The sequence below is a fragment of the Nostoc sp. JL23 genome, assembly GCF_017115065.1.
GTDB classification, from domain to species: Bacteria; Cyanobacteriota; Cyanobacteriia; order Cyanobacteriales; family Nostocaceae; genus Nostoc; species Nostoc punctiforme_A.
Genome location: NZ_JABXKN010000142.1, coordinates 14611 through 32940 on the forward strand (window position 1 = coordinate 14611; position 18330 = coordinate 32940).

Here is an 18330-nt window from a genome sequence, read left to right on the forward strand (position 1 = left end):
AGGGTAGTCATTGGTATGGCTTGCTACCCAATAAATCATTTGCCTATTGAAGGGAGTTGGAAGATGACTACAGTTGGAGTCAAGGACAGCAAACAACAACTAATGCAAGCATTTCAACAAATTATTATTCAAAGAAAAAAACTTGAATCTAAAATAGCAACTAAACAAGAGGAAGCAGAAAAGGCAAAAAGTCAAGAAATTCTGCAAGCAGCTTCTGCATATACAGTTGATAGTATTGTCAAAGGTTTAGCTGATTTACAATTGGAGTTTGGCAGTATTCTCAACGGATTATCTGAAAAACTAGCTCAGGAAAATTCCAAGTTAGATGAATTGAACCGAGCTATAGAAATTGAAACCCAACGTCTACAAGAACTGCAACAAATTAGAGTTGTAGCGGATACTCTAGACGTTTTAAGTCAAGAACACCAAGAAAAATTAAAAATTCTCGAACAAGATACTATTAGCAAAAAGGAAGCACTAGAGAAAGAAATTACAATCAGGCGGAAAGAATGGCAAAAAGAGCAAGCAGAGTATGAAGAAAAACTCAAAGTATACAATGATTTATTAGCCAAAGATCGCCAGCAAGAACAAGAAGAATTTCAGTATAAGTTAGAAACTACTCGCAAACTCAATACAGACAGCTACGAAGGGATAAAGCGCCAACAACAAAGGGAAATACAAGAAAACTCTCAGAAGAAAGGGAAAGATTGGGCAGAGAGAGAAAAAATCTTCGCTGAACGCCAACCACTCTTTGCAGATTATGAACAAAAAGTAACTACATTTCCCAACGAACTTGAAGAAGCCGTTAAGAAGGCTAGAGAAGAAGCAATTAAAGAAACAAGCCAAAAAGCTAAAATTGAGGCTGATTTATTTGAAAGAGAATGGGAATCGAATAAACAGAGTTATGAACAAAAAATTCAATCTCTGGAAGAAACAATTAAGAAACAATCTGAGCAAATAGAAGGTATTTCTGCTCAATTGCAAACTGCATTAAAACAAGCACAAGACTTAGCCATGAGGGCTTTTGGTAGTTCTAACCCTAAATAGTTGTGAGTTTGTAGCATCTTAATAATTTTGAATTCCTGAAGAGGAGGTTTGTTGTGGTGGGAAAAAAACCGACTGATAAGAATACTAAAGTAGAAATTCTTCAGGCGTATGAGGAGTTGGCAAAAGAAAAAGCAGCACTGAAATCAGAATTCGATAAAGTTGCCATAGAAAACCAGTCTGGAACTAAAGAACAGCCTAAATTAGAACAAAAAACAGCTATGAATCAGCTTTCTAGTGTCCAACATAAGATGAACAATACAATTGAAAGCTTGGCAAAGATTCAATTAGGTTTTGGCAGTGCTGCTAATGAATTATCGGAACAGCTAACCACAAAATCCTCTAAATTGGAAGAAATTAGCCGGACTTTAGAAGAAGAAATCCAACAATTAACACAACTGCATAATTTAGAAATTTCTGATGATATTTTGGATACTCTCATTCAAGCCTATGAAGATAATACTAAAGCTTATCAGGAAGAGTATAGCCAACGTTCTGAAGTGTTATTCCAAGAAATACTAGAGCAAAGAAATACTTGGGGAAAAGAACAAGAGGAACAGCAACGGGCAATAAAAGAACGGAATGAAAACTTGAATAAAACTCGGCAACGCGATGCAGCAGAGTACAACTATAATTTAGAACTCCAGCGGCAACTGCAAAATGACGAATACGAACAAGAGCAGAAAGCCCTATATAAGCAATTGGAAGAATTACTACAAGAAACAGAAAAGCAGTGGGCTGAACGGGAGAAAGCAATTTCTGAGAGAGAGAAACAATTTGAAGAGTTAAAAGCCAAGGTAGAGGCTTTTCCGAAAGATAAAGAAGCAGCTATCAAAAAAGCTACAGAAGAAGGCAAAGGCATCGCCCACTACCAAGCGAAAATAAAATCAGATTTATATTCTAAGGAAGTGGAAGGGCAAAAGCGTTTCTATGAACAAAGACTGCAATCTCTAGAACAAACTATTACTAATCAAGAGACGCGAATTCAAAATCTTTCTAAACAACTGGAATCTGCTCTCAAACAAGTTCAGGATTTGGCAGTTAAAGCCATTGAAGGTACTTCAAATGTTAATTCATATCAGGCAATCAAAGAAATAGCTTTAGAACAGGCAAAGACTCAAGCGAAAAATAAATAAGCTGATTTATTTTTGATGAAAATTGCAGAGACTTAATTGAATTTAAGTCTCTACAAGTAACTCTAATGCTTTTTATTCAGTTTTCTTTGGTTTTTTGAGGTCTGAAGGAGGTTGTACTTTCTTCTTCTTTGTTGGGCTAGCCTGCGTTTGCTTCAATGCTTTGTTAAAATTTTGTTCTTGACTAGACATAATACTAAGTTTTAATATCTACTACAATATTATTTACATTAAAAGTATCATTGATTACTGACAGCCATAATCGTGAGTGGAAAGTAAAGGTTCGCCGCACAGGTAATCGCGGACGCTACCTTAAAATATATTCCTATCCAGATTACAAACAAAGGCTGAGAGCATCAGCAGATAAATACAAATCGTATTTACAAATTACTTCTGATGAATGGGAGGTTTTTATCGGACAGCAGGAGGAGTAAATGATTCTCGCGCTAGGGCTATTTTAGACAAGTTAGTAGGAATTTAGGACTATAAACCGGGTTTTCAGAAAAATCCGGTTTTTAAACACAAGTGTCACAAGGATAAATGTAAATTTAAATAGAGACGAAGCTTTTATTTATAAGAATCTGTTGATAGCCAATTATCCAAGCTTAGTCCTTCAACTCGCAGCAAGTCAGAATCGTTAGAAACCAGAATTAATCCGCGTGCGATCGCTGTAGCCGCTATCAATACATCAGCCTCTTGTATTTTCCTACCCTTTCTCTTTAAATCTGCATGAATTTCACAGGCTTTTTCTATAATTTCTAAATCATCCAAAAATAAAATTTTATAATTTCGGCAGAATTCATTTAAATCAGATATCTGTCTGGTAGCATTTGCATAAAGCAATCCTCTTTTGGATTCAAAATATGTTATACAACTTATAAATACATCTTCTCCTAGAAAACGCACCTCCTCTAGGTTACTATTTACCTTCTGATTATTCTTCAGAATAGCCGTTAATATATTCGTGTCGAGAAGATAGCCCATTATTTTATTCCTATCTCCTTTTTACTGCTGCATCAAACATCTCTATTTGCTCTGGTGTTAAATCATTTAATGTTCCAGAAACTGCCTCTATTACTAGAATACTATCAATTCTATCTGTTAATTCTCCCTCAGAAAGAGCATTTATAAATTCTGGTGAAAACTTATCCAATAAATTAACTAGATGTTGAATAATTTCTTGTTTATCTAATCTTTCTTGATAGAGACTATTATCTTGAATTAACTTATCGACGGTTTTTGATAACCGTGCGATCGCTAGCTCTCTTTTCCCCGAAACTTCCTGCATAACTTCCTCCCAGTTCTTCAGTGATTTATTCAATTATAGTTAATCTTCCTCAGCCCTTCTCTATGTAAAAAAAAAGCGGGCCTTTCAGCCCACCCCACAATATTTTGAGAATATTCTGTTGCTATTAACCCAACAATTGTTTAGCTTTAGCTAACACATTATCAACGCTAAAACCAAACTTCTCTAAACAAACACCGCCTGGAGCCGAAGCACCAAAGCGATCGATACTAACAGTATCGCCTTCAGTACCCACGTATTTGTGCCAACCGAAACTAGCGGCAGCTTCTACAGACAAACGCTTGGTAACAGCTTTTGGCAGAATGGACTCTTTATAAGCCGCATCCTGTGCTTCAAATAGTTCCCATGAAGGTAGTGAAACAACACGAACTTTCTTGCCTTCAGCCTTAAGTTTTTCGGCTGCGCCAACGGCGAGGCTCAATTCTGAACCAGTACCAATCAGGATGATATCGGGTGTACCTTCGCTATCTACCACGGTGTATCCACCCTTTGCTACGCCCTCAACCGATGTACCAGCCAAGTTGGGAACGTTTTGACGGGTGAACGCCAATAGAGATGGAGCGTTTTGCTTCGCTTTTTCGATCGCTATTTTATAAGCGCCAGAGGTTTCGTTACCGTCTGCGGGACGAAACACTAATAAATTAGGAATAGCTCGCAAGGAAGCTAGAGTTTCAATGGGTTGGTGTGTTGGCCCATCTTCACCTTGTCCAATGGAATCGTGGGTCATCACCCAAATCACGCCAGCTTGGGAAAGGGCGGATAAGCGGATGGCAGCACGCATATAATCTGTGAAGATTAAGAAGGTAGCACCGTAGGGAATTAATCCCGAAGTGTGCAGCGCTATACCATTACAGATTGCGCCCATAGCATGTTCCCGCACACCAAAGTGGATGTTGGGGTTTTCGTAGTGCCCTTTTTGGAAGTCGCTCTTGCCCTTGATTTCGGTCAGGTTGGAGTGGGTTAAGTCAGCCGAACCACCAATCAATTCAGGTAATACCGCCGCTAGTTTGTTGAGGCAGGTTTCTGAGTGTTTACGGGTGGGTAGTCCTTTGTCTTCGGGGGTGTAGGTGGGTAGTACCTTATCCCAACCGTCGGGTAGCTTGCCGCTTAGGTAACGTTCAAATTCAGCCGCTTCTTGGGCATACTTAGCTTTGTAGTCCGCAAAGGTTTTGTTCCATTCGGTTTCGTAGCCTGCACCGCGCTCAACTGCTTTGCGTGTGTGGTTGAGGGCTTCTTCGGGTATTACGAAAGGCTCGTATTCCCAACCCAAATTTTTCCGAGTCAATGCTATTTCATCTCCACCAAGGGCAGCGCCGTGAACGCCAGCAGTGTTTGCTTTATTGGGGGAACCGTAACCAATAATGGTTGTTACTTTGATGAAAGAAGGCTTATCGGTAACAGCTTTGGCTGCTTCAATTGCTTTGGCGATCGCTTCTAAATCGGTATTGCCATCTTCGACGTGTTGGACGTGCCAACCGTAAGCTTCAAACCGCTTGGAAACATCTTCGGTGAATGCCACATCTGTGGAACCGTCGATGGAAATGTGGTTGTCGTCATACAGAGCGATGAGTTTGCCTAATCCCAAGTGTCCTGCAAAAGAACAAGCTTCACCAGAAATTCCTTCCATGTTGCAACCGTCACCTACAATTACGTAGGTGTAATGGTCAACAATCTTGGTATCGGGTTTGTTAAATTTTGCGGCAAGGTGCGCTTCGGCGAGCGCTAAACCGACTCCATTGGCAATTCCTTGACCCAAGGGGCCAGTGGTGACTTCCACGCCTGGGGTCATGAAGTTTTCGGGGTGTCCAGGGGTTTTGGATTCCCATTGACGGAATTGCTTGATATCTTCAATGGTGACGCTATCGTAGCCTGTCAAGTAAAGCAGGGCGTACTGCAACATCGAGCCATGACCGGCTGACAAGACAAAGCGATCGCGGTTAAACCATTTGGGATTCTTGGGATTAAACTTCAAAAAGCGATCCCAGAGGACAAAAGCCATCGGAGCCGCGCCCATTGGTAGTCCTGGGTGTCCCGATTTTGCCTTTTCTACGGCATCAATAGCCAAGAAGCGGATCGAGTTAATAGCCAGTTCTTCGACGGACAATTCTTTGGCGGATTGGGTTGCAACAGTCATAATCTCTTGTTTTTAACGACGGGTTAGCACTCTTCGTAGCTTCTTTTGCTGGGGTTATTTTAGATTCCCCACAGTATCCTCATCATCCCACTCCCGCTTGTCGATGGACAAGCGGGATCTCCTGAGTTTCTGGTGATAAATCAAGCAGATAATTGGGTCATGCTGAACGCTTAAGTTATATCGGAATGATATTTCTGATACTTTGGGCATTGGGCATGGGGCATGGGGCAAACGAGCAGAGTTGGATTAAACTACTGAATTCTAAATTCTTACTCCTGACTCCTGCCTCCTGCCTTCTGCCTTCTGCCTCCTCCCTCCTGCCTCCTGACTTCTTTTAAACGTATTTCTTAAAGGCCAGTGTGACATTATGACCGCCAAACCCAAAAGAATTGGATATTGCCACCTCGACTTTTTGAGCGCGGCTAGAGTTAGGCACGTAATCTAGGTCACATTCTGGATCGGGATTTTCCAGATTGATTGTCGGTGGAATTTGGTCATTTGCGATCGCTAGTACTGTTGCGACTGCTTCAATACCTCCAGAACCGCCCAATAAATGACCTGTCATTGATTTGGTGGAGCTAATTGCCACCTTATAAGCATGTTCTCCCAAGGCTTTTTTGATTGCTGAGGTTTCAGTTGAATCATTAGCTGGGGTACTAGTGCCGTGGGCATTAATATAGCTAATTTGTTCGGGAGTTATGCCAGCATCTTTAAGAGCTAGTTCTATCGCTCTAGCGGCTCCGAGTCCACCGGGTACGGGGGAGGTGATATGGTAGGCATCACAGGTCATGCCATAGCCGATCATTTCGGCATAAATGTGAGCGCCGCGACTTAGGGCGTGTTGCAGTTCTTCGAGAATTAAAATTCCCGCACCTTCACCCAAGACAAATCCGTTGCGATCGCGGTCAAAGGGACGGCAAGCATGAGCCGGGTCATCATTGTTAAAAGAGAGTGCTTTGCAGGCGGCGAACCCAGCTATCGACAATGGTGTGACAGCTGATTCCGTTCCCCCGCAAATCATCGCTTGGGCATATCCCCCTTGAATTAAGCGAAAAGCATCGCCTACAGCGTTAGAGCCAGCGGCACAGGCAGTTACAGGACAAGAGTTTGGACCTTTAGCACCCGTATGAATTGCCGTTAATCCTGCGGCCATATTGGCGATCATCATCGGGATCATGAATGGACTACAGCGATCGGGGCCACGGTTGAGGTAGATAGTTTGCTGGTCTTCTAATACCTTAATCCCACCAACGCCAGAACCGATCATCACACCTACCTGTTCTGCATTCAGGTCATTGATCGCTAACTCCGAGTTAGCTAGAGCCTGTTTTGCTGCCGCAACCCCAAATTGGGAAAATCGATCCATGCGCTTGGCCTCTTTGCGCTCCAAGTAATCATGTGGATCGAAGTTTTTCACCTCACCAGCAATCCGGCAATCATGGCGAGACGCATCAAATAATGTGATGTAGTCAATGCCATTACGTCCACTCAATAATCCATTCCAATATTCTGTTGCTGTGTTACCTATAGGTGTAATCGCGCCAACACCAGTTACAACAACGCGTTTACGTGTATGATCTGTCATGATTCAGTTAAAAATGGCGAAAAAGCAGCAGGCAAAAAATTTGAGGTTAGCGACTAGGTACTGGTGAGCCAGCGCGGTCTTAAAGATTTCCTTTACGAGCGACTGGCATCGGATTTGCTGACTTCAAGTGACTGTCGTTAACGTCAGCATTAGTGACATTAGCAGCGTCAGGCGAAGAGTGGCTAGATATTAGAGAAAAATCTCCCCAATCCCAATCCCCAATTCCAATCCTCAGTTAAGCTGATGCGGTAACTTTGTTATTGATGTAATCTACTGCGTCTTGAACGGATGTAATCTGCTCCGCAGCTTCATCGGGAATTTCGATATCAAATTCTTCTTCCAAAGCCATCACCAACTCAACGGTATCGAGAGAATCTGCTCCCAGGTCTTCCATAAACTTGGCTTGTGGTGTGACTTTATCTGGGGGATCAACACTCAGTTGTTCGACAACGATTTTCTTGACCTTTTCAAAAAGTTCCGCTTGGCTCATAAATAAAAGTCCTTAACCACTTGCTACGATCTGCTCTTTAGAGGAGACATTGTTTTGAGCATATACATCTTATCGTCAAGCGCGATCGCCCGCATACTTCCAAGGGTTTTTCTGCTAGAAAACATCTGCCATTTTTAAAATAAATAGGGTAAGTTTTCTGAAAACACTTGAGCAGTGGAGCGTGCTACGCCATCGCCGATACCGTGTAAATGCTTCGGTTTTCCAATTATTGCTAAAATTTTTTACAATGTCTCGATCAGTATTTACGGCCTTGCTAGCAGTTAAGAATATCTAGATGCCGCAACCCCTAACTGTTTAGGTTAAAGGGTAGCTAAACGTCAAACATCAGAATGGTGCTAACAAGGGAATGATAAAACAGTTATTGTTTAGAGCGATCGCTCTAACCCAAACATACTTCTATGCTACCTCAGACACTGAAATACGCTTATTTCCCCGGTTGTGTTGCTCAAGGAGCCTGTCGGGAACTTTACCAATCAACTCAAGCGCTTACCCAAGCACTGGGTATTGAATTAGTTGAACTTAAAAAAGCTGCTTGCTGCGGTTCCGGCACATTTAAAGAAGATTCGCAACTGCTAGAAGATACAGTCAACGCCAGAAATATTGCCCTAGCAGAAGAATTAAATCTACCCTTACTTACCCATTGCAGCACTTGTCAAGGTGTTATCGGTCACGTCAACGAACACCTGAAAGAATGTAAGACTTCTAACCCTGTTTATATTGAACAGGTTAATGGCTTGCTACATAAAGAAGGCTGTTCGCCTTATCGCGGCAGTACTGACGTTAAACATCTTCTTTACGCCTTAGTAACAGATTACGGTTTAGAGGAAATTACCAAACGTGTCACCCGAAAGTTAACTGGATTAAAATGTGCGGCTTTTTATGGCTGTTATCTCCTCCGCGCCCAAAAATCTATGCCTTATGATGACCCTTTCCAACCGGAAGCGATGGAAAATATGTTTCGGGCGGTAGGCGCAACACCAATTTATTACCGAGGACGGACACAATGTTGTGGTTGGCCGCTTTCTAGTTATGCCACTACCCAATCTTTTAAGATGGCGGGGATGCATATTCAGGACGCTTTAGCATCTGGGGCTGACTGTATAGTTACACCTTGTCCTCTGTGCCACTTAAATTTAGATTCCCGTCAGCCAGAGGTAGAAAAAGTGATTGAACAAAAGCTAGGTTTACCAGTGTTACATTTACCCCAGTTGATTGCTTTGGCACTTGGGGTTAGTCCAAAAGAATTGGGTTTAGACCGTCACGTTGTTTCCACAAAGTCAGTGTTGGAAAAATTAGGATTTTAGTTTATGGAGTACAAGGGGCTTAAGTCCCTTGTCTGGTTAATTGATTGGACTTTGGACAGTAATAATTGTTTTGATAAAAAAATTTCCAAAATTAACCAACTTACAATATATAAGACTGGTAATTTTGGATAACTTTAATTAAACTCTAATTTTGAGAATTGCTTTGGTATTAGCTTCGTAAAGTTAACGCTTCTTTTTCGAGATTTTCATCCATCCAAGAAAACATATCGCCAATTGATTTAACCATATCTTCAACTCCTTCCCGGAAGAGTTCAACATCTTTCTCAGACTTGGTATAAATTTGGGCTACTTGAATCAATTCATCTGTATGTTCTGGATCTAAGTGGCAGTGGAGATGAAAATATTCGATAGTATGGTCATCAATCCCTTCAAATATCTTACGAAGTCCTTCGATATATTTGATAAAAATTCCAGGTAAAACTTGCTCAATTGCTGCAAATCTTCCTAAAGAGCGTACTATAGGTTCATCATCACAAATTTCAAATTTCTTAAAGCGTAAGGCTGGAATGAGAAACGCTCCATCGTCGGCATTGATATCAATCTGAGGGCAATCAATACCTTTCATAAAACGCATAAATAATGCTACATGAGCAAGGTCTGAGTTGAGTTCTCCATGCTCTGTAAATGCATTTTCTAGCATAATCGTTCTAGCATGGTAACTATCCATTTTGGATGCAACTTTCAGAAAAGCCATATTGAATCTGTTTGAGCCAGGTAGCATTTTTATAGCAAACTGGCGGATTGCGTCTTGTGAAAATTCTCCATTAGCAAAGCGTTGAACAAAGGGATGTAGAGACAAATCCTGTGCTGTTGTGAGTTCTAACAAAACTTGTTGTAATTGGTTGGAAATCTTAGTATCCAAAGAAAGAATTGCAGTCATTATTCTAGGGGATAAGTGGATTTTTATTGATGCTTAATTGTCTAACTGGGCGTGAATGTCTGGACAATTATTCACGCAGGTTACATAGCAAAAAATACATACCCTTTGTACCTATGCTTCAGAGTATGTTTGCAAATGCTTATTAACGAAGTGAATTCACTTCAGTTACTTGATTGACTGATTAGATGCAAATAATGGAAAATTACTCAGGTCATTTACATACCCTTTGTAACCATACTTCACAAGTTATTTGCAAATGCTTATTTCGGTTCGGATAAGCTTGAAAATTGACATTATCTTCAACCATTGAGCCTAAACTTTAACTAGAATGCTTTCCAAAATTGTTTTTGGTTAACTGAACTGTATGCACAGTTGTTTTAACTAATTTGTTACCCTCTTTGGTGAAAAAATTCCGTACAAGTTCGTGCTTTGTCCTAATAAAGATTTTAGCCCTTTATTTTTTTATACGCAAAGAAAAAAGAATCATTAACTAAATCTTTACTTTTTTCTACAACTTTCTAAAATTACTGGATTCTCATTAAAAAACTCTTTTGTCATCTATCAATAGGAATAAAAACAAAATACTCTTGAAGAAGAATACAGAATGGGACGTGCAAGATTCACGCCCCACAAGAGTTATTTTGAATTTGGTTATGTAATTTAGATAACTTTCAGCTTAATCATTGCTATTTTTGAATTGACGTTGCAATTGTTTTAGCGATTGATACATATCTGGTAGGCGACCATAAACAGCACATACCTTGAGATATAGTTTGTAAGGAAGGGCTGGAGTTCCGCAGACAATTTCTCCTGGTGCAACATCGCTGTGAATTCCAGTTTGAGCAGATGTCATCGACCCATCTCCCATCTTCACTTGATTGACTATTCCTGTTTGTCCAGCTAAAATAACGCGATTTCCCAGTCTAACCCCTCCCGCCATGCCAACCTGACCTGCGATCGCACAACCAGAACCGATTTGGCAACCATGGCCTATTTGCACTAAGCTATCAATTACTGTATTTCGACCTACTCGTGTTTCTCCGACTGCTGGGCGGTCAATGCCAGTGTTGCAGCCAACTTCCACGCCATCTTCTAAGACTGTATAGCCTGATTGTTCCATTTTGAACCAACCAGTCCGGGTGGGAACAAAACCAAAGCCTTCTGCACCAATAACAGCACCACTGTGAATGACGCAATCTGCACCGATGCGGGTACGTTCGTGGATAGTACAGTTGGCGTGTAAGGTGGTGCGATCGCCTATTTTAGCATCTGGATAAATCACTACATTAGGATGAATGATTGCGCCATTACCAATTTCTACCCCTTGTTGAATCACAGCATGGGGGCCAATATAAACATCACTACCAACTTTTGCAGTGGAGTGAATCACTGCGGTGGGATGAATTTCTGGGGTAGGGCGATATGGTTGATAAAAAAGTGCGATCGCTTTGGCAAACAATAATCGCGGATCTGGGGTCGCTAGCCAGACAATACCCCTCTCTTGTGCAAGCGCCTGTAATTTTTCGTCCTGGGGCAAAATTAAAGCACTAGCATTGGTATTGCCGACAAAAGATTTAAATTTTGCACTTTCTACGTAACCGATCGTACCGTTGGTAGCTTCATCAATGGCTGCTACCCCTGTAATTTCTGGGTCTTGGTCTGGGTTACTAGTCAGGCTATGATTGGTGGCCGCGTCACCAAATTGACGGAGGATTTCGCTGAATTTCATTGTTGGGTGTGTTCAAAATTGATCTACAATCGCAAGATAATTTTCCCTCTTTATGCTCCAATACAATAATTTTGTAGACGCATAGTGATGAAACAATCAGACTGTTCCTAGCTTCGCTTCAGGTTGGATTACTTTACTGACATTCTTCGGTAGATGGCTCTGGTGAGCTTACTTTCACTGAATCTTGTCTCAGTAGCGTCTTGAGGCGTTGATTATCTTCTGCGGCGTAGCGATAGCTTGTTCCTAAAGAACTGGTAAATGGGTTCGGGTTAACACGGAGAAAAATCTCCGCGTCTTTATGTCACTCCAAATCCATCAATTTTGGATCGGCAGACTATTCGTCACTAGTCGCCATTGCCACGCCTGCTAAATACCCGGTTGTCCAAGCACTTTGGAAGTTAAACCCACCAGTAACACCATCAATATCTAAGATTTCTCCGGCAAAATAAAGACCAGGAACTAACCGACTTTCCATTGTCTTGAAGTTGACTTCTTTGAGCTTGACACCGCCACAGGTAACAAATTCTTCTTTGAAGGCTCCTTTGCCGTTGATTAAGTATTGTCCCTGAGTAAGTTCTTGCACCAGTTGATTTAAGGTTTTACTAGATATTTCTGCCCAACGGTCTTCTGTGGTAATACCTGCACGGGCAATGATATATTGCCAGAGACGATGGGGTAGATCGACTCCACGATGCAATGCGATCGCTTTCTTTCCCCATTCATCTTTAACTGCTAAAACTTTTTCTCGCACTTGTTCTTGATGCAAATCAGGCAGCCAATTAATCAATAATGTGGCTTGATAGCGGCTTTCGTGCAGAACTCTCGCACCCCAAGCAGAAAGCTTCAAAACAGCAGGGCCACTCAAACCCCAGTGGGTAATTAGCAATGGCCCAGTTTGTTGCAATTGGGATTTTCCGCCCGCAGATAAGCGCAATTGAGCAGGGTTAACGCTAACTCCAGCCAATTCTCGCAACTTTTGATCGACAATGTTGAAGGTAAATAACGAGGGTACTGGCGGTTCAATTTGATGACCTAACTCTCGAACAATTTTATAACCTGCAAGGCTACTGCCGGTTGCCAAAAGTAGGCGATCGCATTTAATTGTCTCTCCCGACTTCAGAAGAATATCAAAACCCCCGTCTGCTGCGGTTCTCACCGAAGTTACATGTCTACCGATACGGAGTTTGACCCCAGATTTCGCTACCGATTTAATTAGACATTCCACAATGGTTTCTGAAGTGTTGGTGACAGGAAACATCCGGCCATCAGCTTCCGTTTTGAGATAGACTCCACCAGCAGCAAACCAAGCTACTGTATCTTGAGGCCCAAACCGAGTCAAAGCACCCCGCAAAGCTTTTGCACCTCTGGGGTAATTTTGCACTAACTCCTCCGGCTCAAAGCAAGCGTGAGTTACGTTGCAGCGTCCGCCACCAGAAATTAGCACTTTTGCTAGGGGTTGACGACTGGCTTCGAGTAAAGTAACTTGGGCATCAGGATTGGCTTTAGCACAAGCGATCGCGCCAAAAAATCCTGCTGCCCCACCCCCAATAACTACAATTTGTAACGGTAACAATTTCAAAAATGTCTCTTTTACAGCACCTACTTTCTAGGCTAGCTGTTATTTTCACTCTTCATCAGGTTCAAAGTCGTCTTTTGTTGCGCCACAAGTTGGACATGACCAATCTTCTGGTATATCTTCAAAGGCTGTTCCCGGTGCTATGTCGCTATCTGGATCGCCTTCTGCTGGGTCATATATATAGCCACAAACAGTACATTTATACTTTGCCATGTTCCTTTCCCCTCGTAAATTCTTGGCATTGCTTCCCTATTAAATACTTTTGGCAGTGGTCAAAATAGGCAAGCTACAATTCTTAAACGAGACTACGGTATGAAAATCAAACCGCTTCGCAAAGTCATTAGTCCAAGAGAAACCACGCCCTTTGTGAGCGTAGTAGGAATTAGTCCGATATCCTGATTTTTTTCACCTACAAGAAGCGAGGTATGTCCCAAAAACTCTTGGATCTTAGGCGAACGACCAATGACCAATGACAAATGACTAAAAACGCCACCATGTCCTTTGGGCGTAACTGATAATTCCGATCGCGATCGCCCCAAGTAGCAGTAGCCAAATAATTCCACCTGGGATAAAAGTGAGAATACCAATACCTCTCAGTACCCAGACGGCAACGCTAATGCCGAGAAGTGTACCAAAAATCTGGATTAATCTACGATTTAAAGAAGATTGATTCACCTAATTTTCCTCTTAACTCAACAGACATTACACTTGATATTGATAATTAAAATATGAAGTTACGATGAAGTTATAGTTTCATCAGAAATAACACGTAAAAACCGAGAGATACTATTCAAACGTTAGGGTAAGGTACTTGATGTTAAATCGTGTTTGTGCCATTCTAGCTGTTAACAACGCAGTTTTTCATCTACAAGTATTACTTTGACAAAACTCACTGAAGTATTAATTATGTTAATTGTGATAAGAAACACAGTTTTTCCAGTAAAGTAACTGAAATGATTCGGAAAAATGATCCTTTCCGGAAAACATAAGTACTAAACTGGAACTAATTTAATAATGGGTTGGATCTAAATCAAGTTTTATGGCTTGTAGTTGCAACTCTATTTAGGTGGATGAGTTGAGGAGTAACTTAATCATTATGTCTGCGTCTTATATATCAGATTCAATTATTGCAGGTTCAGATATGGCTTGGAGTCAAGACAAGCAAAAGTTACTGGTACAGGGTGAAATTTTAGTAGAAACGCGATCGCACAAGCTATCGGGTGGCGCGGTGACAGCCTGGATGTATTTGCCGATGGTGCGATCGCACGTTTGGCAGCAATTAACTGATTATCCCCGCTGGGTGCAATATTTTCCCGATATTACCAAGAGTGAGGTAATACATAAAGGTGAAGTTAAACGTCTGTATCAAGCAGCACAAAAAGCCTTCTTCTTTTTCACAGCTCAAGTGGAAATTTACCTCAATGTTGTAGAAGTGCTGGGGCAACAAATCCAATTTCGCATGGTAAATGGGACTTTTGAGGACTTTGACGCCAATTTAGAATTACAAGATTGTGGTAATGGCACAATACTTGCTTATACTGTGCAAGCGACACCTCTAATTCCGATTCCATCTATTTTTATTCAACAAGCGATGAATTTAGAGTTGCCTGCAAATATGCGTAAAATGCGACAAGTTATGTGTAAGACTCAATCAAAAGTTTAGGCATTACTGATTGGATTTTCACTCACTTTACCTATAGATAATTCAAAAACCCGCTCTCTGTCAGAAAACGGGTTTTTGTGTGTGATTTATCAGGTGTAATTATCCGGTAAAAACTTCAACTGGTAAACGGCTAAATGACAACCTTTCATTTTGCACATCTACAAAGATGGTGTTGCCGTCGTTGAATTCGCCGCGCAAGATGGATTTAGCAATTTGAGTTTCTAACTCTCGCTGAATCGCCCGCTTCAGTGGACGCGCCCCATACACTGGGTCATATCCTACTTCTGCTAAAAAGTCAAGTGCAGAATCCGATAGTTTGAGAGATATTTTGCGATCGCTCAATCTTTGCCGCAATCTTTCCACTTGCAGCAGCACAATATGCCGCAATTCCTTCTTATCTAAACCGTGGAAGATGATGATTTCATCAATCCGATTCAGGAACTCTGGACGGAAGCTATTTCGCATTGCTTCCATGACTCGGCGACGCATTTCATCGTAGTGGCTGTTATCCCCAGCGATATCAAGAATGTACTGCGAACCAATGTTACTGGTCATGATGATAATAGCGTTCTTGAAGTCCACCTTATGACCTTGGGCATCAGTGACGCGACCATCATCGAGAATTTGCAAGAAGATATTGAAGACATCAGGGTGTGCTTTCTCGATTTCGTCGAAAAGAATCACTGAGTAAGGACGGCGACGAATCGCTTCTGTAAGTTGTCCGCCTTCTTCATAACCCACGTATCCTGGAGGCGCACCAATTAAGCGAGAGACGGCGTGTTTCTCCATGTACTCAGACATATCGATTCGCACCAACGCGTCTTCACTATCGAACATATACGCCGCCAGCGCTTTCGCTAATTCGGTTTTACCCACACCTGTCGGCCCAAGGAAAATAAAGCTAGCGATGGGACGATTAGGATCGGCTAATCCAGCGCGCGATCGCTGAATTGCATCCGCTACTGCTGTGACTGCTTCTTCTTGTCCAACTACGCGGCGGTGCAGTTCATCTTCTAAATGCAACAGTTTTTCTTTCTCCGATTCCACCAACTTACTGATCGGAATTCCTGTCCATTTAGAAATAATTTCGGCAATATCAGCTTCTGTGACTTCTTCGCGTAATAGTGATTTACCACTTCTTTGAGTGCTTGCCAATTCAGCTTCTACTGCTTCCAATTGACGATGCAAACTGGTTAAATTACCGTATTTCAATTCCGCAGCGCGGTTAAGATCGTAGTCGCGTTCTGCTTGCTGAATCTCTAAGTTGACCCGTTCAATCTCTTTTTTAACAGACTGAATTTTGTCAATGATATCTTTTTCAGACTGCCATTGGGTATTCAGGGTTTTTTGTTCTTCTTTGAGATCGGCAATTTCTTTTTCCAGTCTTCCTAGACGTTCGCGAGAAGCAGCATCGCTTTCCTTTTGCAGCGATAGCTTCTCCATTTCCAATTGCAGAATCTTGCGATCGATTTCGTCGAGTTCTTCTGGTTTGGAGGTAATCTCCATTTTCAATCTCGCGGCGGCTTCGTCTACCAAGTCAATTGCCTTATCTGGTAAGAAGCGATCGCTAATATATCGACTCGACAATACGGCGGCGGCAACTAAAGCACTATCAGAAATCTTCACCCCGTGGTGGTTTTCATAACGTTCTCTCAACCCGCGCAAAATCGAAATACTATCTTCTACACTAGGCTGATCGACATAAACCTGCTGGAAACGTCTTTCTAATGCAGCATCTTTTTCGATATATTTGCGGTATTCATCCAGGGTTGTTGCCCCAATACAACGCAATTCTCCCCGTGCCAACATCGGTTTTAATAAGTTACCCGCATCCATCGCGCCTTGGGTTGCACCAGCGCCGACAACGGTGTGAATTTCATCAATAAATAAAACAATATTGCCGCCAGATTCAGTAACTTCTTTTAATACTGCTTTCAGGCGTTCTTCAAATTCACCCCGGAATTTTGCCCCTGCAATCAAAGCACCCATATCTAAAGCAATTAGCTTACGGTCTTTGAGGGATTGAGGTACATCACCTGCGATAATGCGCTGTGCTAATCCTTCAGCGATCGCAGTTTTACCAACACCTGGTTCACCAATTAGCACAGGATTATTTTTGGTGCGGCGAGACAGAATTTGCACAGTGCGACGAATCTCATCATCTCGCCCAATTACTGGATCGAGTTGACCTTTACGCGCGGCTTCGGTGAGGTCACGCCCGTATTTTTCCAGTGCTTCGTATTTGCCTTCTGGATTTTGATCGGTCACTTTTTGGCTCCCACGAACTTGTTTAATAATATTTTTGAGTTTGCCTTCGTCTAAACGAAACTCTTGGAATAAAGCTTTGCCAAAGCGGTCATCTTTAGCGTAAGCCAGCAATAAGTGTTCAATTGAAATATATTCATCTTGAAACTCTTTGCGATATCCGTCTGCTCGATCTAGAAGTGTATCTAAGCTGCGTCCTAAGTATACTGAGGTACTATTACCTGATACTTTCGGTTGACGTTGGAAAAATTGTTCAGTGTAATCGCCCAGTTTTTGGAGGTTAACACCCGCTTTTGTGAGAATCCCTATTGCTAGACCATCTTGTTCTAGCAGCGCTTTCATCAGGTGTTCGCTTTCAATTTGCTGTTGTTGATATTGTTTAACAATATCCGGGGTGTGGGCGATCGCTTCCCAGGCTTTTTCTGTAAATTGGTTAGGATTAGTAGGTTGCATAGGCTTTTTCAGGAACGTAAAGGTGTAGTGGCTTGTCGCAGGCTACCACCAGAACACCAAGTAAAGAAAATTTCTGCTCTCAATAGATATATAGATATTGTATGAACAGGATAGCGATCGCCTAGATCGGTGTTCACGTCTTGTAAAAGTCGTATTTTCCCGTACTTCCCATTTCCTATGGGCAATTCTCAATTATTGTACTTAACCCTATACCTAAACTTGCATCAAATCGAAATGATCGTTTAGGGGCTTGGCAGTATTCACAACGATGGTTGGCTCAATGCGTACACTCACTCGTATTAAAGTTTTTCTACCTTGCTTCCACCATTCTCCTCCTGCCCCCACACAGAGTTACCATAATCCCAGGTCGCTTAGTGGATGCTGAAAATGATTGACCCCTACGACTTTAAAGATGATGACTTTGACTTTGAGGATGAAGATTTCTTGAAAATAAAACCCATCAGCCAAATGAGCGAAGGGGAAAAGCTACAGCGATTTAAGCGGTTCTTCGACAGCAGCAGCCGTGCTATGTTGCAAGACTGTCTATTTCGCATCGTCAATTACGAAGATGGTACAGGCACGTTAGAAATTCTTTGCCCTAATGAAGTTGTAAGGCAACGCCTTTCCAAGAAAAAGCGCAAAATTACCAACAGCATCAATACCTGCTGGAGCAAAAGTGTTGAATGTTAAGAAAAATCCGATAAAAATAACCCAAAATATGGTAAT

18 protein-coding genes are annotated in these 18330 nt (G+C 41.8%); 6 read left to right on the forward strand and 12 right to left on the reverse strand.

Translation table 11 applies throughout. From position 1 onward, the window contains the following. Positions 1-63: 63 nt before the first annotated feature. The 3 genes from HWQ42_RS29995 to HWQ42_RS30005 all read left to right on the forward strand — a co-directional run bounded on the left by HWQ42_RS29995 (position 64) and on the right by HWQ42_RS30005 (position 2611). Positions 64-1047 (forward strand): hypothetical protein, encoded by a 984-nt coding sequence (locus HWQ42_RS29995; RefSeq protein WP_292818434.1) that lies wholly within the window; start codon positions 64-66, stop codon positions 1045-1047. Positions 1048-1100: 53 nt separating this feature from the next. After that, positions 1101-2180, forward strand: a complete 1080-nt coding sequence (locus HWQ42_RS30000; RefSeq protein ID WP_292818437.1) for a hypothetical protein — start codon at positions 1101-1103, stop codon at positions 2178-2180. A 239-nt stretch (positions 2181-2419) separates the two neighbouring features. Then, positions 2420-2611 carry a hypothetical protein gene (locus HWQ42_RS30005; protein ID WP_292818440.1) on the forward strand — a complete coding sequence of 64 codons (192 nt, stop codon included), beginning with the start codon at positions 2420-2422 and terminating at the stop codon, positions 2609-2611. Positions 2612-2744: 133 nt separating this feature from the next. On the opposite strand, the gene HWQ42_RS30010 is transcribed toward HWQ42_RS30005, so the two are convergent. From HWQ42_RS30010 to acpP, 5 genes are all read right to left on the reverse strand, one after another. Then, positions 2745-3161 (reverse strand): type II toxin-antitoxin system VapC family toxin, encoded by a 417-nt coding sequence (locus HWQ42_RS30010; RefSeq protein ID WP_292818443.1) that lies wholly within the window; start codon positions 3159-3161, stop codon positions 2745-2747. Between the two features lie 10 nt (positions 3162-3171). Next, a complete protein-coding gene (locus HWQ42_RS30015) occupies positions 3172-3465 on the reverse strand; it encodes a hypothetical protein (RefSeq protein WP_292818446.1) in 294 nt (97 codons plus the stop codon). A 124-nt stretch (positions 3466-3589) separates the two neighbouring features. Then, positions 3590-5617: a transketolase gene (gene tkt, locus HWQ42_RS30020; RefSeq protein WP_292818449.1), complete on the reverse strand. Its 2028-nt coding sequence runs from the start codon at positions 5615-5617 to the stop codon at positions 3590-3592. 334 nt (positions 5618-5951) lie between these two features. Then, positions 5952-7202 (reverse strand): beta-ketoacyl-ACP synthase II, encoded by a 1251-nt coding sequence (fabF, locus tag HWQ42_RS30025; protein ID WP_292818452.1) that lies wholly within the window; start codon positions 7200-7202, stop codon positions 5952-5954. A 235-nt stretch (positions 7203-7437) separates the two neighbouring features. Next, the gene (acpP, locus tag HWQ42_RS30030; protein ID WP_292729325.1) at positions 7438-7692 is read right to left on the reverse strand and encodes an acyl carrier protein; all 255 of its coding nucleotides are present in this window, start codon (positions 7690-7692) and stop codon (positions 7438-7440) included. 419 nt (positions 7693-8111) lie between these two features. Here acpP and HWQ42_RS30035 point away from each other — a divergent pair, with 419 nt between their 5' ends. After that, positions 8112-9017 carry a CoB--CoM heterodisulfide reductase iron-sulfur subunit B family protein gene (locus tag HWQ42_RS30035; protein WP_292729328.1) on the forward strand — a complete coding sequence of 302 codons (906 nt, stop codon included), beginning with the start codon at positions 8112-8114 and terminating at the stop codon, positions 9015-9017. 169 nt (positions 9018-9186) lie between these two features. Here the strand turns inward: HWQ42_RS30035 and HWQ42_RS30040 are convergent, their stop codons facing one another. The 5 genes from HWQ42_RS30040 to HWQ42_RS30060 all read right to left on the reverse strand — a co-directional run bounded on the left by HWQ42_RS30040 (position 9187) and on the right by HWQ42_RS30060 (position 13898). Then, entirely contained in the window at positions 9187-9918 is a 732-nt protein-coding gene (locus HWQ42_RS30040; protein ID WP_292818455.1) for an iron-containing redox enzyme family protein, read from the reverse strand. Positions 9919-10594: 676 nt separating this feature from the next. Next, positions 10595-11647, reverse strand: a complete 1053-nt coding sequence (gene lpxD / locus HWQ42_RS30045) for a UDP-3-O-(3-hydroxymyristoyl)glucosamine N-acyltransferase (RefSeq protein WP_292818458.1) — start codon at positions 11645-11647, stop codon at positions 10595-10597. Positions 11648-11981: 334 nt separating this feature from the next. Further along, positions 11982-13220, reverse strand: coding sequence for an NAD(P)/FAD-dependent oxidoreductase (locus HWQ42_RS30050; RefSeq protein WP_292818471.1), 1239 nt, complete (start codon positions 13218-13220; stop codon positions 11982-11984). Positions 13221-13271: 51 nt separating this feature from the next. Next, positions 13272-13436 (reverse strand): rubredoxin, encoded by a 165-nt coding sequence (rd, locus tag HWQ42_RS30055; RefSeq protein ID WP_292774831.1) that lies wholly within the window; start codon positions 13434-13436, stop codon positions 13272-13274. 267 nt (positions 13437-13703) lie between these two features. Next, the gene (locus HWQ42_RS30060; RefSeq protein ID WP_292729343.1) at positions 13704-13898 is read right to left on the reverse strand and encodes a hypothetical protein; all 195 of its coding nucleotides are present in this window, start codon (positions 13896-13898) and stop codon (positions 13704-13706) included. A 421-nt stretch (positions 13899-14319) separates the two neighbouring features. Between HWQ42_RS30060 and HWQ42_RS30065 the strand changes: the two genes are divergently transcribed. Further along, the gene (locus HWQ42_RS30065) at positions 14320-14886 is read left to right on the forward strand and encodes an SRPBCC family protein (protein ID WP_292729346.1); all 567 of its coding nucleotides are present in this window, start codon (positions 14320-14322) and stop codon (positions 14884-14886) included. A 99-nt stretch (positions 14887-14985) separates the two neighbouring features. On the opposite strand, the gene clpB is transcribed toward HWQ42_RS30065, so the two are convergent. Together clpB and HWQ42_RS30075 are read right to left on the reverse strand one after the other, a co-directional pair. Beyond that, positions 14986-17604: an ATP-dependent chaperone ClpB gene (gene clpB, locus HWQ42_RS30070; RefSeq protein WP_292818462.1), complete on the reverse strand. Its 2619-nt coding sequence runs from the start codon at positions 17602-17604 to the stop codon at positions 14986-14988. An 8-nt stretch (positions 17605-17612) separates the two neighbouring features. Then, entirely contained in the window at positions 17613-17741 is a 129-nt protein-coding gene (locus HWQ42_RS30075) for a hypothetical protein (protein WP_292818465.1), read from the reverse strand. Between the two features lie 241 nt (positions 17742-17982). Between HWQ42_RS30075 and HWQ42_RS30080 the strand changes: the two genes are divergently transcribed. Continuing rightward, positions 17983-18294, forward strand: a complete 312-nt coding sequence (locus HWQ42_RS30080) for a hypothetical protein (protein WP_292818468.1) — start codon at positions 17983-17985, stop codon at positions 18292-18294. Positions 18295-18330 lie beyond the last annotated feature (36 nt).